This window comes from Blautia sp. AF17-9LB (genome assembly GCF_003479185.1).
In the GTDB taxonomy this organism is placed as follows: Bacteria; Bacillota; Clostridia; order Lachnospirales; family Lachnospiraceae; genus Fusicatenibacter; species Fusicatenibacter saccharivorans.
Genome location: NZ_QUGU01000017.1, coordinates 41212 through 64767 on the forward strand (window position 1 = coordinate 41212; position 23556 = coordinate 64767).

Annotated in this window: 25 protein-coding genes and 3 tRNA genes; 1 reads left to right on the plus strand and 27 read right to left on the minus strand. The window is 32.4% G+C overall.

Features of this window, described 5'->3' with window-relative positions; all coding sequences use genetic code 11:
- Nucleotides 1–15: 15 nt before the first annotated feature.
- From DWX00_RS15815 to DWX00_RS15915, 22 genes are all read right to left on the minus strand, one after another.
- Nucleotides 16–534, minus strand: a complete 519-nt coding sequence (locus DWX00_RS15815) for a hypothetical protein (RefSeq protein WP_118595704.1) — start codon at nucleotides 532–534, stop codon at nucleotides 16–18.
- A 16-nt stretch (nucleotides 535–550) separates the two neighbouring features.
- Nucleotides 551–811, minus strand: coding sequence for a phage holin (locus tag DWX00_RS15820; RefSeq protein ID WP_118595705.1), 261 nt, complete (start codon nucleotides 809–811; stop codon nucleotides 551–553).
- A gap of 72 nt (nucleotides 812–883) precedes the next feature.
- Nucleotides 884–1990, minus strand: coding sequence for a cysteine desulfurase family protein (locus DWX00_RS15825; RefSeq protein ID WP_118595706.1), 1107 nt, complete (start codon nucleotides 1988–1990; stop codon nucleotides 884–886).
- A gap of 11 nt (nucleotides 1991–2001) precedes the next feature.
- Nucleotides 2002–2187: a hypothetical protein gene (locus tag DWX00_RS15830; RefSeq protein ID WP_118595707.1), complete on the minus strand. Its 186-nt coding sequence runs from the start codon at nucleotides 2185–2187 to the stop codon at nucleotides 2002–2004.
- 87 nt (nucleotides 2188–2274) lie between these two features.
- Entirely contained in the window at nucleotides 2275–2628 is a 354-nt protein-coding gene (locus tag DWX00_RS15835) for a hypothetical protein (RefSeq protein WP_118595708.1), read from the minus strand.
- Between the two features lie 23 nt (nucleotides 2629–2651).
- On the minus strand, nucleotides 2652–3446 hold the full coding sequence (locus DWX00_RS15840) for a hypothetical protein (protein ID WP_118595709.1): 795 nt from the start codon (nucleotides 3444–3446) through the stop codon (nucleotides 2652–2654).
- A gap of 34 nt (nucleotides 3447–3480) precedes the next feature.
- Nucleotides 3481–4314: a hypothetical protein gene (locus tag DWX00_RS15845; RefSeq protein WP_118595710.1), complete on the minus strand. Its 834-nt coding sequence runs from the start codon at nucleotides 4312–4314 to the stop codon at nucleotides 3481–3483.
- A gap of 3 nt (nucleotides 4315–4317) precedes the next feature.
- A complete protein-coding gene (locus DWX00_RS15850; protein ID WP_118595711.1) occupies nucleotides 4318–4959 on the minus strand; it encodes a hypothetical protein in 642 nt (213 codons plus the stop codon).
- 11 nt (nucleotides 4960–4970) lie between these two features.
- Complete coding sequence (locus DWX00_RS15855; RefSeq protein ID WP_118595712.1) at nucleotides 4971–6218, minus strand: hypothetical protein; 1248 nt, start codon at nucleotides 6216–6218, stop codon at nucleotides 4971–4973.
- Nucleotides 6196–6561: a hypothetical protein gene (locus DWX00_RS15860; RefSeq protein ID WP_147398274.1), complete on the minus strand. Its 366-nt coding sequence runs from the start codon at nucleotides 6559–6561 to the stop codon at nucleotides 6196–6198. Before DWX00_RS15860 ends, DWX00_RS15855 begins: the two co-directional genes overlap by 23 nt.
- Before the next feature lies 1 nt (nucleotide 6562).
- On the minus strand, nucleotides 6563–7018 hold the full coding sequence (locus tag DWX00_RS15865; RefSeq protein WP_118595714.1) for a hypothetical protein: 456 nt from the start codon (nucleotides 7016–7018) through the stop codon (nucleotides 6563–6565).
- A gap of 11 nt (nucleotides 7019–7029) precedes the next feature.
- On the minus strand, nucleotides 7030–7608 hold the full coding sequence (locus DWX00_RS15870; RefSeq protein ID WP_118595715.1) for a hypothetical protein: 579 nt from the start codon (nucleotides 7606–7608) through the stop codon (nucleotides 7030–7032).
- Between the two features lie 71 nt (nucleotides 7609–7679).
- Nucleotides 7680–8789: a hypothetical protein gene (locus tag DWX00_RS15875; RefSeq protein ID WP_118595716.1), complete on the minus strand. Its 1110-nt coding sequence runs from the start codon at nucleotides 8787–8789 to the stop codon at nucleotides 7680–7682.
- Nucleotides 8790–8807: 18 nt separating this feature from the next.
- On the minus strand, nucleotides 8808–9302 hold the full coding sequence (locus DWX00_RS15880; RefSeq protein WP_118595717.1) for a hypothetical protein: 495 nt from the start codon (nucleotides 9300–9302) through the stop codon (nucleotides 8808–8810).
- A gap of 82 nt (nucleotides 9303–9384) precedes the next feature.
- Nucleotides 9385–11082, minus strand: coding sequence for a hypothetical protein (locus tag DWX00_RS15885; protein WP_118595718.1), 1698 nt, complete (start codon nucleotides 11080–11082; stop codon nucleotides 9385–9387).
- A gap of 70 nt (nucleotides 11083–11152) precedes the next feature.
- Nucleotides 11153–12547 (minus strand): NUMOD1 domain-containing DNA-binding protein, encoded by a 1395-nt coding sequence (locus DWX00_RS15890; RefSeq protein ID WP_118595719.1) that lies wholly within the window; start codon nucleotides 12545–12547, stop codon nucleotides 11153–11155.
- 141 nt (nucleotides 12548–12688) lie between these two features.
- A complete protein-coding gene (locus DWX00_RS19750; RefSeq protein ID WP_158578887.1) occupies nucleotides 12689–12865 on the minus strand; it encodes a hypothetical protein in 177 nt (58 codons plus the stop codon).
- A 12-nt stretch (nucleotides 12866–12877) separates the two neighbouring features.
- The gene (locus DWX00_RS15895) at nucleotides 12878–14410 is read right to left on the minus strand and encodes a hypothetical protein (RefSeq protein WP_118595720.1); all 1533 of its coding nucleotides are present in this window, start codon (nucleotides 14408–14410) and stop codon (nucleotides 12878–12880) included.
- 414 nt (nucleotides 14411–14824) lie between these two features.
- Complete coding sequence (locus tag DWX00_RS15900; protein WP_118595721.1) at nucleotides 14825–16216, minus strand: hypothetical protein; 1392 nt, start codon at nucleotides 16214–16216, stop codon at nucleotides 14825–14827.
- A 253-nt stretch (nucleotides 16217–16469) separates the two neighbouring features.
- A complete protein-coding gene (locus DWX00_RS15905; RefSeq protein ID WP_118595722.1) occupies nucleotides 16470–17087 on the minus strand; it encodes a hypothetical protein in 618 nt (205 codons plus the stop codon).
- On the minus strand, nucleotides 17077–18381 hold the full coding sequence (locus tag DWX00_RS15910) for a hypothetical protein (RefSeq protein ID WP_118595723.1): 1305 nt from the start codon (nucleotides 18379–18381) through the stop codon (nucleotides 17077–17079). The genes DWX00_RS15905 and DWX00_RS15910 overlap by 11 nt, the downstream gene beginning before the upstream one ends.
- A 40-nt stretch (nucleotides 18382–18421) precedes the next feature.
- The gene (locus tag DWX00_RS15915; RefSeq protein ID WP_118595724.1) at nucleotides 18422–19429 is read right to left on the minus strand and encodes a GIY-YIG nuclease family protein; all 1008 of its coding nucleotides are present in this window, start codon (nucleotides 19427–19429) and stop codon (nucleotides 18422–18424) included.
- 233 nt (nucleotides 19430–19662) lie between these two features.
- Between DWX00_RS15915 and DWX00_RS15920 the strand changes: the two genes are divergently transcribed.
- On the plus strand, nucleotides 19663–20187 hold the full coding sequence (locus DWX00_RS15920) for a hypothetical protein (protein ID WP_118595725.1): 525 nt from the start codon (nucleotides 19663–19665) through the stop codon (nucleotides 20185–20187).
- Between the two features lie 81 nt (nucleotides 20188–20268).
- Here DWX00_RS15920 and DWX00_RS15925 read toward each other — a convergent pair.
- The 5 genes from DWX00_RS15925 to DWX00_RS15945 form a co-directional block, all read right to left on the minus strand.
- A tRNA-Leu gene (locus DWX00_RS15925) sits at nucleotides 20269–20351 on the minus strand.
- A 35-nt stretch (nucleotides 20352–20386) separates the two neighbouring features.
- Nucleotides 20387–20476: transfer RNA gene (locus tag DWX00_RS15930), tRNA-Ser, on the minus strand.
- Between the two features lie 10 nt (nucleotides 20477–20486).
- Nucleotides 20487–20570 (minus strand) — tRNA-Tyr (locus tag DWX00_RS15935).
- Nucleotides 20571–20649: 79 nt separating this feature from the next.
- Complete coding sequence (locus DWX00_RS15940; RefSeq protein WP_118595726.1) at nucleotides 20650–21627, minus strand: DUF262 domain-containing protein; 978 nt, start codon at nucleotides 21625–21627, stop codon at nucleotides 20650–20652.
- Between the two features lie 841 nt (nucleotides 21628–22468).
- A complete protein-coding gene (locus tag DWX00_RS15945; RefSeq protein WP_118595727.1) occupies nucleotides 22469–23476 on the minus strand; it encodes a site-specific integrase in 1008 nt (335 codons plus the stop codon).
- Nucleotides 23477–23556: the final 80 nt, after the last annotated feature.

Here is a 23556-nt window from a genome sequence, read left to right on the forward strand (position 1 = left end):
AATGAAACTCATCTTTTATTTGATAACTCCGTCTTTGAGCTGTTTATGATAAACTTCTTTGATTACTTCCATACTCTCAGTAACAAGTCCATTTTCTAAATGATTTTCTTGAAGAATCATTTCATATTTTTCGTACATTCTAAAAATATGTTCAAAAGTTTCACGATTATATTTTCGACCACATGTTACAGCAGAAGAGAAGTCTAATATCTCCCAACGAATATCATCAATTTCCTTATCTACATACATCTTTGTCAGGTTTTCAATACATTCTTTCAGCTCTTTATTACTACGATGGAGTTCTTTCTCATCATTTTTTTGACTGATTTCCAAATCTTGGATCTTCTGCTGAGTAAAAAGTAGTAACTCATGTTCTTCTTTTTTCTCACGCATAGCTTTAGTTTCTATTCCAAAGAATTCAAATAAAAACCAATGTAATACTTGAATAATTGCCTGGAATCCTAGCAACGCTACAAAGATTGTTATTCCGAACGCCTTCCAGTCTATGCCAAAAAAATCACGTATAGGTTCCACGTTACACCTACACTTTCTAAGCCTTTGGCTCTGTATAAGTCATAGCATTCTCTGAATCACCAGCACCTGCTGTCGTAGGATCAATTACAATACCTAAAATTGCCAATACTACGAACACTGCATTAACAACGTTAACTAAATTGTCTCCAAACTCGCTCAAGTCAATTGTGAAACCAAATACTGCAGCAATAGTTTGAATAAGTACGATTACCGCTGGAATTAATGAAATCCAGAACATTTTATTTTTTACTCTAACGAGCCAGTTAATATTTCTCATAATTTTGCCCTCCATAATTTTGATATGATAGGAGAGTGATAATACACTTTTACGCCCATAACCATGAGCAACCTATGTTAAGTTCCTCAATGTCATGACACAATTTTTTATTTGATTACATATGTAATCTAATTCTTCTTTTGTTTCTGATCCGCACAAAGTTAAACGGATGCCATTATGAATATATTTTTCTTTCATTCCAATGGCAAGCAAGGTATCAGATGATTTCAAACTTCCAGAATTACAAGCAGATCCAGTAGATACAATTACACCATACTCATGAAGTAAGGTCATTAATGCTTCACCAGATACTCCTTCAAAACACAAGAATAAATTATATGGCAATCTATTATTATACGAGCCAACAACAAAAAAATTTGGAACTAATCCTGATAATGTTTTCACGAGATAATCACGTTTTTCTGGTGTACATTGATCATAATTATAATGCTGTACAACGTATCCTAGAGTTAAGATGCCAAGTGTGTTCTCTGTCCCACCAAAAAGCCCATATTCTTGTGAACCATATATAATAGGAGACAATTGAATATTATCCTTTTTATATAAAACTCCACACCCTTTTAAAGATCCTAATTTATGCGCAGAAAATCCTGCAATATCAATATCCAATTTCTTGACATCTAGTGGAATTTGACTGATCGATCCAGTGCAATCAACATAAATTCTCCCGTTATAAAAATGGATCAAATCAGTGAGCTTTTTTACATCTTGTATTGTACCGATTTCACTATTAGCATAATCCATAACCACAAAACTTCTTTTATGATATATAGAAAGAAGAGAATTCAAATCATCAAAATCAATTTCGCCCTGTCCATTGACTTTTAATGGAATAGCATTTCTAACTGTTTTTACATAATTTAAAATTGATTTATGCGCAATAGGAGAGTACAGAATGACACAGTCATTTTGGTCTTTATATCCTTTGACTGCTAACGTATTAGACGCCGATCCTCCAGAAGTAAACAAAATATTACTTTCATCTGCATGAATAAAATCAGCAATATTTTTTCTTGCTTCGTTAATCTTGTTTCGAATATTTCTTCCTTCCTGATAAGCACTGGATGGATTATAATAATCGTCTAAAATAGATATAATATAATCTTTTGTCTCTTGATTTAATGGAGTAGTGGCAGCATTATCTAAATAAATTTTCATAATCACACCTGCTAATCATAATATTCATTGTTGATGTAAAAATTTTTCAATGCTTCAAATAATTCCGGTGTCTTTTTATATTTCCAAACAGTTTTTCCGGTATCATCGACCTTTACGAATTCATAACGAATACCGTATTCTTTTAGATATTTATACTCGTCAACAAAAGAAGTCGCGTATTCTTTATCAAACTTCATTTTTCCTTTTATTCCTTCCTGACATATAAGCGTAAAAAATAGGGGTGCATATAATTGATATATACGTACCCCTATAATTCTCATATATCAATCAACACTATTTTTATTCACTTTAGATTTTGGAACAATCTTTACAGCTTGTTCTCTTTTTTTAGTCGCAGTAACTTTTTTGTCATTCTTATTATCAATAATTTCTGATACAAGTCTTTGGATATTTTCCTTGTATGCAGAAACTTTTGATAAATCACATAATGATAGGTCGGTAACTGCTGTTTCTTTACTTATTGCACCTTGAGCGTAATCGCTTACAGTTTCAAAAACATTTTTGCAATTTTCTGTATCAAACAGATTCATCCACATCGGGAGATTCTTGCTCGTAGGACAATATCCGCAATACTCATAAGCCTTACCACAAGTAAGGCATACTCTGTTATTTGCCATTTATTTCTCCCTTCTGATTAGAATCAGTCTTCGTCAACCTCATCAGCATCGTAAACGCTATACAGAATCTTGTCATCTCCACAATATTCGATCTCTAGATCGCCTTTGAAATCCATGGTTGCAGTGTCAGCACTAATTGGAACAGTGGTTTCCGGAGATACCTGGAATGATGGCATTACAATGTAATCTGCTTTTAGATCATTTTTCTTACATGGATTGTAGTATGTAGCTTTCATAATTGCGTATACAGATGTTGGGAATTTATCTGCTCTGTTGTGGATTACAGCACCTGTCTCTACTTCACGGTCATAGCGAATAAAGAACATTTCTGCATCTTCATCTAATGGAAGAGTTAGTACAGCACCTTCTTTCGCAATAGAAAATTTATCTGTAGCGGCAGTCGTATCCATAGTATATGTTTTTCCAATAGAACCATCACCAAAATACTGAGCTACTTTTACAGAACCTTCTACATATCCGGTAATCGTAACGGTTTTAACACCATTTTTAACATGCATCAGTCTTGGCATTTTAACTTTACCACTTTTAGATGCAAAGATTGGCTGAGATCCAGAAGATGCAGCAACGATATTGGTGTTAACAAAAGCATTTGTTGCAGAAAAAGTACCTGCTTTAGACTTCCAAATCTTCTTTACAAGATTGCCATTTTTATCGGTAACATCTGTAGATTCAGCAGTGATTTCAATATTTGCATCACTTAATTGGGTGAGTACATATTGTGGAATACCAGTACCTTTATCTTCTGCGTAAAAGTATAGAATCTCTTTATAGATTTTGTCACCTAATTTAAAACTCATTTGTTTTTCCTCCTTAAATTTTTGTATAAAAAAATCATGCAGATCCTTTAAGATCTCGCATGAAATTAAATTCATTTTTTGGAATTTTTGATGTATCAACAAATCCAGAATAACTGCCATTAATGACAGCATGTGTTGATTCATAAATTTGAAGTCTTTGTACACTATCATAGAATTCCACAATTCCAACATTGCGCAGTTCATTCTTTTTATATTTCGATCCAGGGTGATTCAGATAGAAAGAAATCATGGATAATAGATTTGGTGGTTTTAAAGAATTGTCTCTTTTCATCGCCAGCAAATTCTGTTTGTCTCTATTAATAAGATCTCTTTTAAGAGTCTTACTAGAAGTAAATTCCTCTTCTGGCGGAAATGCATGAAACATATATTGAATATATTTACACATTTTAATTCGTGTTGGTTCGTCAATCTTTATATCTTGAATAGGATTATATAAAATAACACTTTCTTTTCCATCTTTTTCTTCGGTAAAGAAAGAAAAACCATGAAAATCAATATCACCAAACATCAGTTTTGAATATTCCAAATCAATACTTTTGATCAAAATGGAAAACAATTGCTGATTTGTGATATCATTCCAGTCAATTCCATTGTTCCAAAGTTGTAAACGACATTTTGTTGTATTTGAAATAAATGGATAAATAACAGATTGTATATTTTCTTCTCCGTATGTTATATAGTCTTGAATTGATGGCTGATGAATTGTGATTTTATCATTCACTACATAATCATCTCCAAAATATAGTTGAAGAGGATTAAAATCTAAATATTCTTCTTCATTGTTTTCTTCATTTGCTATCTGTGCTTCAATTGCACTTTGTACAAGATCATTATTCGCAAACCCCATAATTTACCACCTTTTATTACTATAGAAGGATTTACCATTCTCTGTTTTTGTAATATTGTTTGATGTAATAATTTGATATTGCAAAGTACGCACAAGATAATTATTATCCATCGTTGATTCTTTATCCAAAGATGGAATCGGATTTTCAACCTCAGTTCCAATCCATGCAAATCTATCTCGCAATATTGCAGCAATTAGATCATGTCTTGGTAAACCAGTAAGATCATCTATGACATCTTTTTCATGGATAAATATTGTAAAAGTAAGAAGAAGTGTTTTTACAGAATTATTATATCTTGCTAAGTCGCTAAAACTTGTTTGATAACATACATAATTCCTAGAATCTGTTTCTGTTTCTGGGAAAAATATGTATGGACGGATATGGGCATTTTCACCAAAATAACGATCCCACTCACCTAATGGTTCGCCATCTTCATCAACGTTCAAATTTCCATCATCGTCAAATAATTCGGATTCCAACTCTGCATCATGAATTGCATACAGTAATTCTGGACAGTGTAATAATATTTGATATACTTGATTTTTAATACGAATATTATCATCATCTGGATTATGTGTATACGCGCGTAATTTATTAAGCATATCATCTTTTGTATGAAAGGAGTATTCATTTATTTTATTCATTCATATACCCCCTATACAGTAATTTCAAAATTTTCAGCAACTCGAATAATGTTATTATTTAAAGAAACATCACATGATATTAATAATAATTTCCCTAAATAATTTCGATCGTTGATAAATTTCATTTTAATTTGATTATATTTACAACCAGATTTTGACCACGATACATAATCAGATAATTCATTATTTTCTACGGAGCATTTCCAAGTAAATTCTCCTCCTTTATATTGATCAGATATGTCATTGTGATCCTCGTCTAGTATTTTTATAGTAAACAGTTTGTAACTGCCACCAACTTTTACATTGGTGGAAGATGCTATAATTGTTTTATTTATACCGGCAATTTCTCCAGGCGTTGATGGTTCGACAGGGATAACAGACGAATCATAATAATCAGCATACATACCAATAATCTTGCCGTTTTCGTCACGTTCAATATAATCTCTATGTTCATCCCAAAAATCTTGATAAATTGTAAGCTTTTGGATTCCGACAGGTTTTGTGTTTTCTATTTTTGTTACAGACCATACCAAAGGATGTTCTGTTGGCGCGCTAATAATAAGACGCATTGTTTTGTTAACATCATCGTTATACCAAAACTTTTCAGTAATTTGATTTAATGGGAACCAGATTTTATCCTGGTTGTCTGGGTGGGCAAAGTAGTGATCTCTGTATTTTCCAGTTGTGTACGAATTTTGATTTCTAAGAACTCCCCACATTTTTCGTTTGATTCTGTTCTGACCAGTTTTTTCAATCCATGTCAAATTATAATCACATGGAAGAATTAAATACTTCCGAAATTGGTTTGCAATTTCTCTTCCAACAATTAACCATTTATGATAAATTTTATTATCATCTGGGATATCGACGAATAACCCAATCGGAAAATCGGCTAGATACCGTTCGTGATAATCTGTTTCATAATAATACAAATCATCATTCTCGGAAAAAGAATATTTTTGAGACGGACGAAATTGTAGATAATAAGGAACCTGATCCTTATCTATAGACTGATAAGAATTAATAATAAACTTTGCATCAATTGGAGTTTTGGTTGTATTGTCATAAGTCATATTCTGATTTTTATCTGGCTGATCATCATGGTAAAAATCATATATATAACACTTTTTTGCCTGGATGTCATGATCAAATGTTTGTTCCATAAGAAAATCTGAGTTTTCTTTTGTTATTTCACCAATTGTTTTTGCATCATTTAATCGTATGCTTGATATACGTCTAGCTGTTGATAGGTTTGGCATGACTATTTACCTCCTCTAACATAGCTTTAATATATCCATGAGAATCTAGAATAGCTTTTCTAAATATTCTATAACTATATTTTGGACTATCTATTAGATCGTATGCCGCCTGTAATGTCGAAATTAAAAGCAGCATATCATTTGGATAACCTAATAATGTATTAAGTCCACCGAATTTAAATAGAATATCTTCAAAGTATTTTTTAAAATCATCATCTGAATTAAAAATTCTGTCTGTCACTAGCTTATCTTTATATAAAAGTAATCTATGAATATTTTTGTGCATTAAACATGCTGCGTTTTTTATTTGCTCGTCAGAAAAAGTTCCATATAAATAATCCATATTATATACCATTATTAATATAAGAGTTATAAAGATAACCATGATCTCTAATAGTCTTACTTAATTCCTTCTGTACATTTTCTAATCTTGTCTGAAGCAATCTGTATGGATTGTTTAGCATTTTTTCTTCTTTTCCACCAACCATCATAATGGTATAATTCAAAGAATCGACTCTTGGACTGAGCCATTCAATTGTAATCCCTAGAACAAATAGTTTACACACATATTCAATATCAGAACTTTCATCTATTGTATTTACAAGATTAAAAGAAACTTCTTGAAATTCATCGTCCAATACAATAGAAGAGAAGAGTCTTCTGATTCTTGCATCTCCAAGTACATTGTGTAGTCTTTCGGTGTAAATCTCATAAAAATCATTAGAGTTTAATGCTAATTCTTTCGGATCATCAATTTTTCCCAATGCCCTTGAAAAGATAGTTTCATAAGGAAGTATCATCTTAACCTCCTTTATTTAACAAATAATTCACTTAGAAGATTAAAATCCGAATCAAAGATTTCACTGAGTTTTCTTACTTTTGCAATACTGTCAAGATGACCATTAGCAATCTCTGTAGCAATCATCTGTTCCAGGATGGTTCTTGTAGCTTCTGGCAGCTCTTTGATTTCCATTTCCATCTGTCTTGTAGACATATCAAGAATTTTGAGCAAATCATTTCTTGTATACATTTTCTCATATACTTTTTTTACAGTAGGAAAATCTTCCAGTAAATCGTCATCCAGGATAACAAATCTTGGTAAGAATACATGGTCTGAACCTTTTCTAATCAAAGAAACCAGGTCACGATAATTGATTTCGCAATCATATCCATAATCTTTGAATTCATAAACATTTCCAGATTGAGACGTGATGTTTAATCCACCATAACATACTGATCGACACAGAATATAATCTGAATCTGTAAATACCTTTTTCTCTTTTTCGATTTTTTCTTCAATTGGTTCTTCTACGGTTGTTTTTGTCTCAACTTTAGTAGCTACTTTTCTAGTTGCAGTAGCGGTTTCCTTTTTTGCTCGTGCTGTCGGCATGGCTTTCCCTCCATTAAAAAATAGAAGAGTAGCGGTTAAACTACTCCTCTAATATATTTTTATTACTTAGATTAGTCAGTAATGGTCCATGAACCAAAGTAACGACCAATTCTTGTAGATACTCCAAGCTCTCTCTGAACTTCGTATTTCATGATATCAGCGATGTTACTATTAGCTGTTCCACGCTCTGTGATTTCCTCGATAAGAGTCTCACCAACATCAACCATATCAACAAGTTTGTTGTCACCAGTTGCAAATACGAAAAGAGTGTCATCCTTGTACATGGACTTAGTTACATCGTTTCTTGCAAATCTCTGTGGAATTTCAACAAGCGTGTAACGTCCGTAATTTCCAAGGCGACCCATCTTTGCAATATCTTCTTTCTGAGAATCAGCAACCCATTTAACATCGATAAGGTTTTCAAGCTCCTGAAGTGCAACCATTGTTCCCATGATAACTACATCTGCATTATCATTTGCAACAGATACATTTTGAAGAACTTTATTGAATTTCTTTCTATTTGTTGTGTTGAGCGCACCTGTTTGTACGAACTCGGACTGTGCCGGAAGTTTCTTTGGTGCTTCAAGAATCTCAGCAAAGATAAGCTCTTGAATCTTTACAACAAATGCTTTAGTGATAGCGTCTACAAGTTTTGTCCAATCCTCTTGTCCAATAAGATATCTATCAATATCAGCACCAACAGCAGCACCATAAACATCCGTCTCTACAGAATATGTTGTGTTCTCTGGTAATCTCTGAAGCATTGTATCGTGATGTCTCTTACCCATTCTTGCTATAGAAAGAATTACTTCCTCATGCTCATTAACGAAAAGATTAGTATCTCCCTCTTTAAGGTTTCTGTAATTAACAAGTGCGTTGAACCACTCATTTTCTTTAAGTCCTGTAGAAACTGTCCAATCAGTTACTTCTTCAATTACATCGAAATACTGACGAGCATGATCTCTGTAAGCACGTTCTCTTTCTCTACGAGAAGAGTCTTTGGTAAGACCGAAAATTTTTAGAGATACTTCTCTAAGTTTATCTTCAGCCTCTCTCTTAGAAATTCCATCGTCGAGTTCATTTTTATATAAATCGAACATCAGATTTTTTACTTCTTCATAAGAAGTTTTCATTTCATCGAATACATTAAGCACATGTGCGCTAAAATTCATCTTATTCATTGCTTATTCCTCCCTTCTTTATAGTTCTGAAACTTTGTGTTTCTGACTTCCAGCTTCAACAGTTACTTTCTTACCAGCTACAGGTGTTCCGTCAAATGTATCTCCACTAAGCTCATAAACGTCTGTTACTGTAAGCACAAGTCCTCTAACTGTTTTTGTTCTTTCGGCTGTTGCTGCGTTGAAGAAGTTAGAAGTTTTGGTAAATTCACTATTATAGGTTTCTGCAATTTCAGGAACTTCATAAATAAGAATTGCTGGTGCATTTGGATCGACTTTCTTAACCTCTACATACCAGTTTCCGTCAGCAGCTTGCTCAAGAATTTCTCCTTCAAAACCAGCTGGTGCATCTGCAACCTCATATTGGTCAAAGCTTACATATTTTCCTTTGCCGCAAACTGTACCGTTATCCGTATCTTCTTTGATAACCATGTTTAATACACGACCAACTTTGTCAGAAAGGACTTTGGTTGGGAAGCATACATGATGCTGATCAATTTTATATTTAATAGCCATTTGATTTTTCCTCCTTTTGTTTTTTTACAAAATAAAAAGACCGCTTGTTGCGATCTTTAAAATTAAAAGTTATTTTGTTTATTTATTTTTCTTCTTCAGCAAACAGTTTTCCATATCTGCTAGGTTTCGAAGCTTTTTTATTTACATTTACAAATTGTTTCTTTGATGTAGCTGTCTTTTCTTTGTTATTAGAAAGTGCAAAGTTACCATGCTCAGAAACATAATCAGAATGAAGAACTTTAATTTCTGTCTCAAGATCAGCGAGAGAGTAGTTATCCATTTCAGAAACAAGTTTCTCATAATCTTTATTTACGAATTTTCCTTCTTCATCTTTCTGTGCAAGAATTTCATATTTCTCAGAATCAAGAATTTCTTTCTTTTTTTCACGAAGTTCATTTAATTCAATTTCTTCTTTAAATGCTTTTAATTCTGCATAGTTTGAACGCATTTCTTCGATAGAAATCTTCTCAGATTCTGTAAGAAGCATTGCAAACATTTCTGTTCTCTCTCCAGCAAGTGCAATATTATCTTCATCTCTTGTATAAGATTGTTTATAATATTTGTCGCTGTCCCAATCTTGCATAATAAAATACTCATCATACACCTGAGACACATAACACCATTCAGAATCATTTCTATAAATAGAACATAATGCATTTAATGCGTATCTGATATCTTCAAAAGAAATGTCAAATAATTTATTGAATAGCTCATCTTTTGAAAAACTTTCTGTTTCAGATTCTGATGCAGTGGTATCTTCGGTTTCCTCTTCGGCAACTTCCTGAGTTTCCTCTACTTTTTCAGTGGTTTTAGTTTCTTCTTCGGAGGTTTCCTCAACTGTTTCCTCAGATTCTTCTTCTGTGGTAGTCACTTCCTCTTCAGACTCTTCTGTTTCAGTTACTTCCTCAGTTTCAGTAACTTCCTCTTCAAAGTGTTTCTTATTCAATTCGGTTCCTCCTTTCTTTGATTGTGATTGAACAGCAATCTGTTCTTTTTTATTGAAATTAGAAAGTGTCTTATTTAGATTTTCTAAAAGTTCAATCAATTTTTCTTCTTTGCTAAATTTAACCGAGTTATTCTCTACACTGAAATCTACAATATCAGCACGAGAACCTTCCATGCCTTCCTGAATTTCTGTGCCATCATCACGACTCCCTAATAATGTTGAAGCATTCACATAGAAATCATTTAATTCAAGATATTTTTCTTTTGCGTTGTAAGATAAATCGTCAATAAAAAGCTCGCAGCTATTTTTTGTGCCTTGCTTAGAACGAATAATTTCACATGCCTTAGTATATTCTTCGCTTATATAAGCATAAGCACATACATAATCTTTATTTAATCCATCATCATGTTCCCAAAATGCTGGCTCAGATGAGAAAGAACCAACTTGAGATTCAATGTATCTAAGTTCTTCATTTCCGTTATCATTTTTGATAATTTCCATCTCATGACCTTCAAAGTCCCAAGTTCCATCATCTAGCTGATGTATTGCAGCCAATACAGGTCTATCAGCAATTGTATTCATTGCTTTTTCAGCAGACTCTTTTGATACATAACTTTTATTCCTATTAAGTCCTGTATGGAAAATTCGAAATTTAAGACGCATCATTCCACGATGATTATCATCTACAATATTATCCACTTCAAAAGTAGTTGGCACTTTTAAGGCTAACTGATAGCCAATGTCTTTGGAATTAAATCTCGCAAATTTTTTGTCTTGACAAAATTTTAGCAAATCATCTTCAGTTAAAATTTTCTTTTTTATAATTTTTGACATCTGCTTTAATTATTTCCTCCTTTCCTAAAAATGGGTATAATAATACCTCATTCAAAAAAGAACGAGGCTACTAAGTAATTATTCTTGTTTTATCTGGCTGATCTAAATCATCTGAAAAATACCATTTATAGCCATATCCAGATACTTTCTTTTTTCTACAACATGCCCCAATTAGTATTGAAGAATTTCTATGTCCTATGTATTTTCCAGCATTAATGCAACTATCGAATGTTCTAATATAAAAACCATCTTTTGTATACATATTAATTCTTTTTGATTTTTTATTTCTAAATTTATTTTCAACTTCTTGAGGTGTTAATTCTTCATGTGAATATGTATAATTGGAAAATATACTATTAGTTTGTTGATTACACGAATTAATTATCGTTGTGTATGAAACATCCTCTTCGATACTAGCATCAATAACACTTAAATAAACCTTAATTAAATTTCCATCCCTGTCATATTTAAACACTTTTTTACAATTCCCTTTATGTTGTAAATCTGGAATGACTAAAGCGTTTTCAACATATTTCCAAATATATCCATAAGCAGTTTTTATTTCATTTCTACAAACTTGTGTAATAACTTGATAGTTTATATTTAATTGTCTTCCGGCTTCTCGAACACTTTCATAAACGTTTATAAAATTTCCATTCAAATCATATTGTTCTACAAGTTTAGGCTTTTCTCTATATGTTTTATGAGATGAAAAGAGTTCATGATGGAATCTAAAAATATTAATTCCTATATAAACACGTTTACCGATACAGCAATCAACAATAAAACTCCTTTTTGTATTTTCTGCTTTTGCTGCTTCCGTTGTGTTTTTATATACGTGTAATAAATTTCCCCGATAATCATATTTATCAATTTGTAATAAACTATAATACCTTATCAACGCTTCTTCTTTTTCGTTGTCCGTTGGTAAAGGAAAATCTTCTAATTCATTTTCAATATAACGCCAAATATGACCATACGCATATTTTGATTCACCATTGCAACAAGAATAGATAACAGATGTCTTTCCAAATATTTCTTTTAATTTGTCAACAGATTCGTATGTGTTTATATAATTACCATTAATATCATATTGTTTAACAGCTCTCATTTTATTTTCGCTTCCGTCTCTTCCGCCTTTAGTAAGATTAAAACCATTATGAAAAGAATCAAATAATTTAATATAATATTTTTCTCTATCATCTAATTTTGAAATCAATTCTTTTTTTGTTGTAGCAGTGCATTTTTCTAATCCATCCATGGCAAAATGTTCAATACCATATTTATTCATTGTATTATGCAATCTGTCTGTGGACGAATGTTTTTTTACTTGTCCAACATGACTATACCATCTAGTTATTAATTCTTGTGATGTTTGACCAATATATAATTTATTAGGATAAATATCATTTGTTATAACATATATGTATCCTTCGTACATACCAGTTTCTCTATTGAAACTCATAAATCACCTCCATAAAAACGGAGGCAGAGATGGGAGAGTGTAAACCGTCCCGTTAATCTCTTTATCGAATTATCCATTCGACCTCATTTATAAAATCTAAAAATTGGTATAAAAAATACCACTCAAGAAATAGAAGAGTGGCTAAAAAGTAAGTATATTGCTATACTGTATTTTTGATTTATCTATATTTGAAAACTGAAGTTTGTCAGTATTCAAAAATATATATATTCCATTCAATTCACTTACTACTTGAAATCCAAGTTTCTTTAAGTTTTCAGAGGTAGTAGTGTCTGTTGTTTTTAAAAACTTTTCTTTCATATGACCACCTCATTATTTTCTGTCTCTCGTTTTAGCTCCATCGTCACTTATTTCTGAATCAGAAACCTCTGGTCTGCCACCTTCGTCACTTGCGTTGGATACTGTATTTGCTGATACGAGTGGAACAAATTTATTCTTTAAATCTAATACATCATTGGCTAAGAAAGTCATCGAAAGGGTATCAAGTTCACTAATCCCATTTAATGCATTTATTAATATCATTTTAGAACTATCATATTGCAGATCTTTTTGCATGGCTTCTCTAAGAGTATCTTTTGTATAAGAAGACACTTCAAAAAATTTAACCTTCGCCGCATTTTTGACTTGGTATGATAGCATTCTATTTACCCATCCTTGAATCTGACCTAAAAGTGCAGAAATTGCTAATTCAGTATCTGCCTTTGTAGCAGCTCGAAATGCTTCAGCACCAGAAATACTAGAAGAATTAAGTATTTGCGCTCCACCAGAAGTATTCAACACTTCTTTTGTGGCTTTTTGTACCTTCGTCGTGTCTGTTGTTTGATCATCAGAAAAAGATATTGTATTAAGTGGCAATGGAGTTATCACAGAACCAATATAAGGTGGAAGGCTATCAACCAATTTATTATAATAATCTACGGCAAAATCAATGTTTACAGCCCATTGATCTGGTTCATCAGCACCAGATAATGTCGGTATAGTAGCTGTAATTAATTTATAAATTTGTTGTTCATCCGCAACAGCTTGTACATCACCAAGATTTAAAAGACCAATTAAATCAATAAATAATCCACTGTAAATTGGAACAATAGTTTCCCATGTCTCAACTCTTGACTTTGTACACAAAGCATATTCATCAGGCATAGGTTGCCATTTATTTTGATTATTGCCACCGTATTTTTTATACATTGATAATAATGGATCACCAAGGTATTCAAGCACGTCTTCGAATTTTTTATATTTACTCATATCTACAGAGAAAGAATAATCGCCAGTAAAATATTTACCAGAAATTCTGCAATAATCTGGTGGAATTTTTAAAATAAACATTCCGGTTTCGTCCAGCCAACAGCATCCATAGAATACATCTTCTATAAAGTTATTAATTAATACCTGTAAGAAGTTCCCTTGTAAAGACATTCTATCTAGCCATACCAAAGTGTCATAATAATCTTTTAATATACTTTCCTTGTCGTTGTCACCAGTTGGATCATATGTAGGAACTACGTACCTTGCATTTAGGTCAAACATAGTTGCATTATACATAATTAATCTAAAATATATCTGACAACGATAAAATAAGTAACGAGATAAACCACGCAATTCATCTTCATAACTGTCTATATTTTGAAGATATTTAATTACATTTCCCTTGTTATATGAACTTATAGGAATTTGTCTTGTCGTTTTTGTAACATCACGAACTTGTTTAAATGCATTCTGCGTTTCTGCAAATCTCTTTTGCTGACGTTCAAGACTTTGCATATACAATTTTCGTTCTGCAGCTGTTGGTTGTTTTTTACGTGTTGGAGATGTTTCTGCCATCTCTTTTTTGGATTGTGTCATTTTTGACGAGAACACCTCCTTTTCTATTTAGTTGTGTTTTGGATTTTTATTTAGATTGTTTTGGAAAACGAAGAGATACGTTTTGGTTGATTGATTGAAAGTTTGGAAAGGAGAGATTGGGTGGACTCTTGTGGGCGTTTTCTCTGTGTGATATTTTTTCGACGTTCGCACATAAGAGAATATGAAAGCATACATGCTGTATCATTGTGTTACTACCATTTTTGGCGATTAAGGTACTTCCAAGAGTGTCTTTACACTCGACCTTAATTCTCGTATTTCATATTTTAGTTATATTACGAGTTCAGACTATCGCATCTTCATATATAAGTATGTAGAATGAAGTTTTCTCACTTAGTCGTTGCAGCTGCTATTACGCTTGCTGTGGGTTATCCACTTCTGGACTTTCCCAATTAATCAGAGAAAATTTCCCGTTTGTAACTTATCTACTTTTATTACAAAGTACCCTATACGATTTAAGGCACGGTCGTCATGTAGCTTATTTGCCTTTTCTGGAGTTAACTCGAAAGAGTCCTTTCCTGAATCTCTTTTTTTCCTAACCATATTCACAAGCTCCTCCTTTAGCGCGTCCATATTGGCAAGTGCAATTTTATCCTGCCAGTCAAGTTTAATCATTTTTGTGTTAACAGATTGAATTTTCCCAAGCTCATCATTTAAACGACTTTCAAATTCTTTTTCATTTAATTTTTGCTTTTTCAATTCTTGCGATATGCTTTTTCGTGCTTCTTCTAATTTCTTTTCATCAACGTCAAAAACAGTTAAATAATCTTTGCTGTCATATGGTGCAGTAAAACTTATTTTGTCTTGATTCATTAATTCTATCATCGCTTCATACATTTCTGATTTGTATGCAGAAGGAGACATGAGGTGTATTTTATTTACTGCATTTGGAAACTTATTGACATATTCTATAGAATATTCTTTATCAATTAATCCTCTGTGTACAATACCTGCAGAATCAGTCCAGTCTGGCATTAAATAATCGGCAATATTTACACCGCCACCACCAGATCCTGCATCAATATAAATTCCAACAATGTTTCCATATGCGTCTGCACCGCCGTTATAAGCAAGAATAACTTTTTTCAAATATTCAATTTGATCTGGTGTTTGCATTGGAGATTTTATTTTTTTTCCAACATCAATAAGATTAATACAGTTGACTAATCGCATACGAATATCTGTGCTTCCGTCTATTTGCTCGAATTCATATATTTCGCCTACAAGAATAACTGAGTTGTCTCTTGATCTAGCTGGATCATATGCTATAACAAATTTTTTATCACCAGTATCATTATATAAAAGTGGTTTTCTGACTTCTTCGTTTCTGGAAATAACGCCACGTCGTATGATTGCGTCACTACCTGCATCAGTAGTAAATTCACAATAATATTCTCGCCTAGCTTTTTCTGGATTTGTTCTCATATCAGAATCAATTGTTGATTTTTCAAACAGTGGTGCCATAACTTGCCCATGAATGGTAGGATGTAATGGAATATCACAAGTAATATTTGCTACAAAATAATCCTTATTTCCCATTAACATCTGTTTGGAAAATTCTCTATATAAGGAATAATATTTTGTGGATGTATCAGAAGCAGAAGATATGTAAAATTTCTGGTTTGGAATTTCTTTTGGAATTGCTCTTAGACGTATTTCATCAATTCTATTTCCATCTCGATCTTTTCCTGATTTAAAACTTTTATTTACAATTGCGAATGCAGAATATACAGACATCATTTCATCTGAAAGAAATCCACATTCATCAAAAATTACATTTCCGCGCATCAATTGTTATCCTATAAGCTTTTTATCTTATAGATCTTATAGTTATTGTTTCTATAAGTTCGGCATATCTTTTTATCTCAAAAATGAGATATCGAGAACTCGTGGAAAGATTATATTCTATTTCTAGGTTCACTTTCTATGCTCTGCCTGTGACTATATTTTTAAATATAGCCTTCCAGTCTGATTAGCCTTTCAGCTTTCCAGTTTTCTTTCTCGATTAAAAACCATACAAATTATATGGATCTACTTATCACTAAGTAGCGAGGCAAGTGCGGAAATATCTTGATTTACCTCTTTTTTTGTCTATATTTGAATTTAATGTTTGAGTAAAACTTCCGTTATAAGTTGAATATGAAAATCCGTTGCTACCATGGGAAAATCCATCTCCAGCAGCATTTTTTATTTCAATTTCTGCCTTGAAAATGTAACCAGTTGAACCCATCATTGTATCAATGTTGTCATTAGCCAGCCGTTCCAATGTTGTAAAAGTTTGTTCAGCCTGACTACCAGAGCCACTGGCAATATATGTCCAATAGTTATTAAACAACATGTCCTTTGCCATGATAATAATGTCGATAAGCGTAGATTTTCCGAATCCTCGACTACAGACAAGCAATACATTCGGACATGTCCAACTTTGCTGAACAATCCAAGCTTGGGCATCAAGAAGTTCTATATTGAACATAATATTTATAAAGGAAACGGGATTGCATTGAAAATATTTTTGTAGATACGCAATTTTAATTAAAGATTCAATTTTTCTAGAAGACATTGCATATACTCCAGGTTTTACATATATAACGTCCTCTTGAACACACTGATCTTTATATTGAATTAGATCAATAGTATTATCTATTTCTTTAAATTTCATTTGTATTTTCCTGCTTTTCGTCATTTTCATCTGGCGAACCGGATTCTTGTTCAGAAAAACAAGAAAATAATTCGTTTAAATTTACCAGATTCATGTTTAAAGAAATATCATTGTCCTTTAGATAATCCTTAATATCCAAATTTTCTCTAAGTAAGATACGAGATATTTCAATATACTTATCCAGATCTCTTTGCAAATCTACAATTTTTTGTCGTTGCTCTGCAACCATATCAGACCATTCTGATTCATCTAAATTTAAAGTTTTCATGATGGAAGCGTTACTAAGATCCATAACTTGCTTCATGGCCTTGCATGTCTCCATATCAAATCCGTTAACTTCGCCTTCTCGAAGATTAAGTTCTTTTATTTTTTTGATTTTACCAGTCCATGTGTTTTCACCCTTTTTTGCGTTTTTATTATGCTTTAATGAAATACAACTATCCTGGGCCAAACTTGTTATAACAGAAGTTATTTTTCCTTTACTTTCTTGCAGAGATTTTATTGTCGCAGAATTGCGCTCGATTTGCGAAATATCAGACATTAATTTTGCTACAGTATCATCGATCTTTGACTGCTGTAAAAAACCACGTACAATAGAAATGGCAGAAGAAGTTCTCATCATATCTTCATTTGCATCTTCACTTGAATCAAGAATTCCCAATAATTGAGAATATAAAAATGGCTGATCTGCAACATCTTCCTTTTCAAATGGATCATAACTTAACAATCGAATTACATCATTTTTGTTTTTTAAAAAGCTGTCATATGTATCCAAACCAGCATGAGTTTCAATTAACTGTTCTTCAGTTATTTTCTCTTTTGAAGAATCGACTGAAACAGTAGATTTAAATATATCCGAATCTTTGAAAGTATCACCATTATATTGACCCATAGCAACGTTTTTTACATATGATAAGTATCCATTAGAACGAACCTTACCTGACGCAAGATTATCAGATTCTTGAACACTGGCATCCCATAACTTTGTATAAAAAGGTTTATTAAGATATCGCATAGCTTCAATTACTGAAGTTTTATCCGGTTCATGTTCGACTTTATCCTTACCGATTTTAAGAGCAATCTTGCGAGCACAATCCTTACAAATAGGTGTAAGACCACTTTTATTTAGTGGATCTGTACTAACATAAAATTTATCTCGTGCTTTATGTGTGTCACACATATAACACCAAGCACCATCTTTTAAAATTTGTACCTTATCTTCAAGTGTTTCTATTTTCTTTCTCATTTGTGCAACCGTTAATTTCGTTTCAGTTGCTTTACTTTTTATAGCCAATCAACAGTCACCTCCCTTTTCGTTCCAATATAAAAGAGTATCAGGCATTAATTGCTAGATACTCTTTTTCAAATAACCATATATAATTCTCATATTTTTCAGTTTCGTGTTTACAACATTTTGAAACTAAATACTTGCTAAAACCATTTCTTTCTACTTCTCTAAGTGATTTAAATATTTTTATCAAATTATTATTATCATCAAGTTGGTATATTTTTGATACTTTGACTAAATTTGCCTTTCGCTTTGCTTCATCACAGTATACTTTATTGATTATTCTTGTAGTATCATCTACAAACTTCCAAATATAACCATAAGCAGACATGCTATTATGGTGACAACAACTATTAATTCTACTAGGACTAAAATTATTTTCTTTTACTTGGCAACCATGTTCCCATATTTTTATTAAATTACCATCCATATCATATTGTTCAATAGGCTTCTTTTGTTTTCTGCTTAAATAATAATCTAAATCGAATGTATTATAATCTTTTTTGTATATCCAAATATATCCATTTGAAGTTTTACTAAGTCCCATATTGCAACATGAATAAATACCTCTGCTATCATAACCATTTTGTTTTGATGCTTGAGCAACGCTCCAATATTCATTAACAATATTTCCATCAAAATCAAGTTGTAATACAGGTTCTGGATTCCTAATACTGCTAAAATATTTCTTATCTTTTTCAGACCAATTAGGTACACTAAAATTCTTTTGACCGCCTGATGTCATATTATAGCCATTTTTATGTGAATCATAATATGTAATCCAATAAACCTCTCTTTTGTCTAATTGATTTTCTAAGCATTTTTCTAATAGTTCAAAATCAAAACATCCTTTACCGTATTTTTCCCATGCAGAAACAAGTCCAGTATTTTCAGATTTGTTTTGACTAATACAGCATTCTAAATGTTCTCTAAGCCGTTTCCTAACATCTTTTGATTGACCAATATAAATATTCCCACTATAAATATTTTCTATTTTATAAATACCAGAAATATTCCAATCAAGAGTTCTTAAATTTTCTAAATTTAATTTCATAACATTTTCACTCGCTTTCCACTCGCAATTATCATTAGTAAAAGAGTAGGAGAGTAGTGCGAGTGTCTACTATGCCAAAGCTCATGACTTCTCTGGTTTCCTACTCCAAAAAATTAATCACGCTCCACTGACAGAGCAATAAGCACCAAACTGCTTATGATTACTTATTCTCCAATAAATTTAAAGAGAATAAAAATATAAAACATGAAACAAAATAAAGAAAGGTGATTTAAATGTGTAAAACTATAACAACACCAGATGGAAAAGTATTGGAACCAGTAACTCTATCTGAAGATCTCCAAAAACTACAGGAATTTTCTGAAAAACTAATATCAGATGCAAGCTATCAGCAAATGCTGAACAATAATGCCAGCATGAATATATTTGATTACATGCCAAAATTCCCATCTCCAGAAGAACGATTGAAATTTCTTACTGATAAAATGGATTCCATGCAGTCAGAGCTTGAAAATCAAACAGAAGCCATGAGAAAAATTCAGTACGAAAATATAAAATTGAATGCACAAATTGAGATACAGAACAAAACGTTAGATTCTAATTTAGAAGAATTGAATGAACTAAGAACCGTGAATGCAGAATTGAAAGCAGTAAATCAAAACCTCATAAACAATAACAAACACTATTGGCGAAATACTTTATTAATTTCTGTTGGTGTTGCAATATTGTCCTATATATTAGGATTATATTCTACAGAGGTAAAAGCATTGTTACTATTAATTCTACGAATAATGCCATGATTCCACCAAACAACGCAGGATTAATCCTGTAAATTCCAGTCATACCTTTCATATGTATGTCTCCTTTTATAAAAAAAATAATACCGGCAGCGAGACTCGAACTCGCACTGCTCATAACAATCTGGGCTTAAACCAGATGTGTCTACCAATTCCACCATACCGGCATACGGAGGCACTGCCTCCATTCGCTAATTATATACGGAGCCTGTAGGATTCGAACCCACGCGCCGTTGTTAGCGGCCTGTCAGTTTTCAGGACTGATCTCTTCATCCAACTTGAGTAAAGCTCCAAAATAAAAATGAGCAGAGTAGGAGTCGAACCTACGGTGTTTCTAATGTGACGGATTTACAGTCCGTTGCTATCGCCACTAAGCACATCTGCCCATACAAAAATAGGAGAGTGAACCCAGTATCTCGATTCACTCTCCATAATAAAAATCACATTAAATTATTTCACAAAAAATTATAAATTATCTACGACGTTATTCCAATACTGTAAACGAGCTTTAACGCCAGCAGAAGCAGTAGTTCCAGACTGTACGAGCTGTTTATATGCTTCGTTAGAATCATAATTCTCAACAAACTCATTTACCGCAGCTTCGAATTTTCTAAAATCTTTTCCGTCTTTAATACATTTATAACCGCCATACAGGATCATTGGGATAGAAGTAGATTTTACCTTGATTACTTCATCGCCTGTATTGAAAGCATCTAATACATCTGTTAATATACTGATATCAGTAGCATTGATATTTTCATCATACCAAACAACAAAACTGTCAATATCTTTCGCTCTAAATGATGTAAAATCATTTTCTTCATTTGTATTAATCAGCATAAGGGTTTCGCGGATCAGATCACGCTGAACATCTTTCTTATATTGTGCATCAGTAAGGACTTTCTCAAAGAACTCATGATCTGCAAAATTAAAGATAACGTCACTTACTTTTTCACTCTCGATTGCTGTACGTTTTTGAGTATTGTTTAATGGTTTACCATTATTCTGACGAGTAAACATTTCTCGAATATCTTCTCCAGTACAATCAGTAAACACATAGATTGTCATCTCATAATCATTCAGCTTATCTTGTACGGCTTCATCGAGCTGTGCATATTTTTTACCAGCAATTTCATATACCTCGCCATCAACTGTAACTGGTTTTAAATTTTTAGCCAATCTAAAACCATCTTTTTTAAAAAAGTCTCTTACTGTGGTAGCTCGCTGAACGCCATCAAAAATTCTTCTTACATCATCAGATCCGACTTCGCATCTAATTGGATCGATTGGATACGGACGAAGCATAGAGTCAATCAGTAAACTTTTCTGACGATTACCCCACTGATTTTCTTGACGTTGAAACTTGTGTTTCATACTGTATTTTCCTTTTGCAATATCTTTAGTAAAATTCTTTGCGCTCTGTCTTTTTACTACATAGTCCATACAAAACTACCTCCTGTATTTGATAATTTCACATTATCACAATAGGAAAATTTTGTAAAGGTATAGCACGTCCTTTTATAAATATTTTTGCGATTTTTTGTATTTTTTGACGTCGCACATTTTCTCAGGTTTGTGCCAATACCGATTCCTAGACGTCGGTCGGAGATTGCAGTTTACGTGTTGCTACACGATCTATCTATAGATTGTCCACATGTTATGGTTGACAGATTTTCTTGTTGACATATAATCTATATGTAGGAATTCACCCAGGCGTTCATTTACGGCTGGATGCAATGCTAAGGATTTTTTCAGAGTCGCATCGAAGCAGCGATGCTTCGTTATATAGATACCCTTGCTACGAAAGGAGGGTGATGCGATATAGATACGTTTCTAAGATTCTTCAAAGATACATACACAATTGTGAATGATAGTAATTTACTATCTACAATTGTTGCCGGGACAGTTCTAATGTTTTTACAGAATATTGTCCAAACGAAAAAAGACCGCTAATTAAGCGATCCTTTTCCTGACTATCAATCAGCCGATACCCCTTCGGCTCTGAGAAATCCACTTGGGTGAATATCCCATTCTATATTCAATTTATTGAAAGCCACTTGATTAGCAAGTGGTTATTTTATTTATTTAAATAATTATGTAGACTACTAGATCACTCTACATTGTTCTACTTCTACTTACTTTGTCTTACTTACAAATGTAATATACCCTAATTTTTGAGGAATGTCAAGTCAAGTCTTGACAAATGACAAATTTGTAGTAGAATAAAACAGCTTCCGCATAAGTCAATATATGATCTATATTGTATTATTCTCCGGATGGAATGTTAAATTCCAAACATAGAATTAATTGTATCTTCTGAATGATCCTTTAAATATCCCTGTGTCGTACTTGGATCAGAGTGATGTGCAAATACTTGTACTTGTTCCAAAGGAAACTTTTTAGGATTTCCATTTTTATCAAGAAGACGTAAATCGGTTCCCTGAGATAAACATTCAAGTCTGCTATGTCGCATTGTATGTGTAAAAATATTACATGGTTCTCCACGTACTTCTGATAATATTTTTGAAATACTTACAATTCTATCATATAAAACATTCGAATCAGATAATGGCTGTTTATTATCTCCGCAACCCTTAATCCAAAGAGAATCAATAGTATCATCTCCTCGCCATTCGAGATACTTTCTTATTAATTCTTTTGTGTCGTCTAAATATACAAGTGGAAATTTTTTACCTCTTTTACCGACAACAATATTTGTTTTATTCCCGTCTAATAATCCATGTTTCTGTATCTGAAATAATTCATTCTTTCGTCCAGCAGAATCAAATCCTATACTCCATAAAACAGCTAATTGCCATTTTTCTTGAGACACTAAAATGTCACGAACTTTAATAAATTCATCAAAAGTAAAAAAGAAATCATCATCATCGTCTTTTACACGCGATTTTGGAATGCCATGTACTTTTTTGGCATAATTAATTTCATAATCATAGTCATCATCATCTTCACAAAATGTTAAGAGACTATTGATTGCACTTTTAAGACGATTTGTTCTTGCAGCAGACATTTCACATTCTTCTGTAAAATATAAACTTAAATTACGAAAATCTTTTTTCTTTAATTCCAGGACGCAACGATTATCTAACTCTTTAAGAATGTAAATCATAATAATACGAAGATCATTATGATATCCCGAGATCGTTCCTTTGCTCATTTTTCTTTGTTTATATTCTTGAAGAAAATCATCCATTATTCTTTTATTCTCTTTATTTACTTGCGCCCATAATTCAGGCGTATAAAAATTATGATAAATACGACCTCTTACAGCCAATAATCTCACTTCCTTTCAAAGCAAAGAGCAGAATAGTAGTAAATTACTATCTGCTCTTTTAAAATATTCTTCATTTAAAA

Coding starts and splice junctions, on each gene's coding strand:
- DWX00_RS15820 (WP_118595705.1), bottom strand. CDS start 811: ATGAGAAATATTAACTGGCTCGTTAGAGTAAAAAATAAAATGTTCTGG.
- DWX00_RS15825 (WP_118595706.1), bottom strand. CDS start 1,990: ATGAAAATTTATTTAGATAATGCTGCCACTACTCCATTAAATCAAGAG.
- DWX00_RS15830 (WP_118595707.1), bottom strand. CDS start 2,187: ATGAAGTTTGATAAAGAATACGCGACTTCTTTTGTTGACGAGTATAAA.
- DWX00_RS15835 (WP_118595708.1), bottom strand. CDS start 2,628: ATGGCAAATAACAGAGTATGCCTTACTTGTGGTAAGGCTTATGAGTAT.
- DWX00_RS15840 (WP_118595709.1), bottom strand. CDS start 3,446: ATGAGTTTTAAATTAGGTGACAAAATCTATAAAGAGATTCTATACTTT.
- DWX00_RS15845 (WP_118595710.1), bottom strand. CDS start 4,314: ATGGGGTTTGCGAATAATGATCTTGTACAAAGTGCAATTGAAGCACAG.
- DWX00_RS15850 (WP_118595711.1), bottom strand. CDS start 4,959: ATGAATAAAATAAATGAATACTCCTTTCATACAAAAGATGATATGCTT.
- DWX00_RS15855 (WP_118595712.1), bottom strand. CDS start 6,218: ATGCCAAACCTATCAACAGCTAGACGTATATCAAGCATACGATTAAAT.
- DWX00_RS15860 (WP_147398274.1), bottom strand. CDS start 6,561: ATGGATTATTTATATGGAACTTTTTCTGACGAGCAAATAAAAAACGCA.
- DWX00_RS15865 (WP_118595714.1), bottom strand. CDS start 7,018: ATGATACTTCCTTATGAAACTATCTTTTCAAGGGCATTGGGAAAAATT.
- DWX00_RS15870 (WP_118595715.1), bottom strand. CDS start 7,608: ATGCCGACAGCACGAGCAAAAAAGGAAACCGCTACTGCAACTAGAAAA.
- DWX00_RS15875 (WP_118595716.1), bottom strand. CDS start 8,789: ATGAATAAGATGAATTTTAGCGCACATGTGCTTAATGTATTCGATGAA.
- DWX00_RS15880 (WP_118595717.1), bottom strand. CDS start 9,302: ATGGCTATTAAATATAAAATTGATCAGCATCATGTATGCTTCCCAACC.
- DWX00_RS15885 (WP_118595718.1), bottom strand. CDS start 11,082: ATGTCAAAAATTATAAAAAAGAAAATTTTAACTGAAGATGATTTGCTA.
- DWX00_RS15890 (WP_118595719.1), bottom strand. CDS start 12,547: ATGAGTTTCAATAGAGAAACTGGTATGTACGAAGGATACATATATGTT.
- DWX00_RS19750 (WP_158578887.1), bottom strand. CDS start 12,865: ATGAAAGAAAAGTTTTTAAAAACAACAGACACTACTACCTCTGAAAAC.
- DWX00_RS15895 (WP_118595720.1), bottom strand. CDS start 14,410: ATGACACAATCCAAAAAAGAGATGGCAGAAACATCTCCAACACGTAAA.
- DWX00_RS15900 (WP_118595721.1), bottom strand. CDS start 16,216: ATGCGCGGAAATGTAATTTTTGATGAATGTGGATTTCTTTCAGATGAA.
- DWX00_RS15905 (WP_118595722.1), bottom strand. CDS start 17,087: ATGAAATTTAAAGAAATAGATAATACTATTGATCTAATTCAATATAAA.
- DWX00_RS15915 (WP_118595724.1), bottom strand. CDS start 19,429: ATGAAATTAAATTTAGAAAATTTAAGAACTCTTGATTGGAATATTTCT.
- DWX00_RS15920 (WP_118595725.1), top strand. CDS start 19,663: ATGTGTAAAACTATAACAACACCAGATGGAAAAGTATTGGAACCAGTA.
- DWX00_RS15940 (WP_118595726.1), bottom strand. CDS start 21,627: ATGGACTATGTAGTAAAAAGACAGAGCGCAAAGAATTTTACTAAAGAT.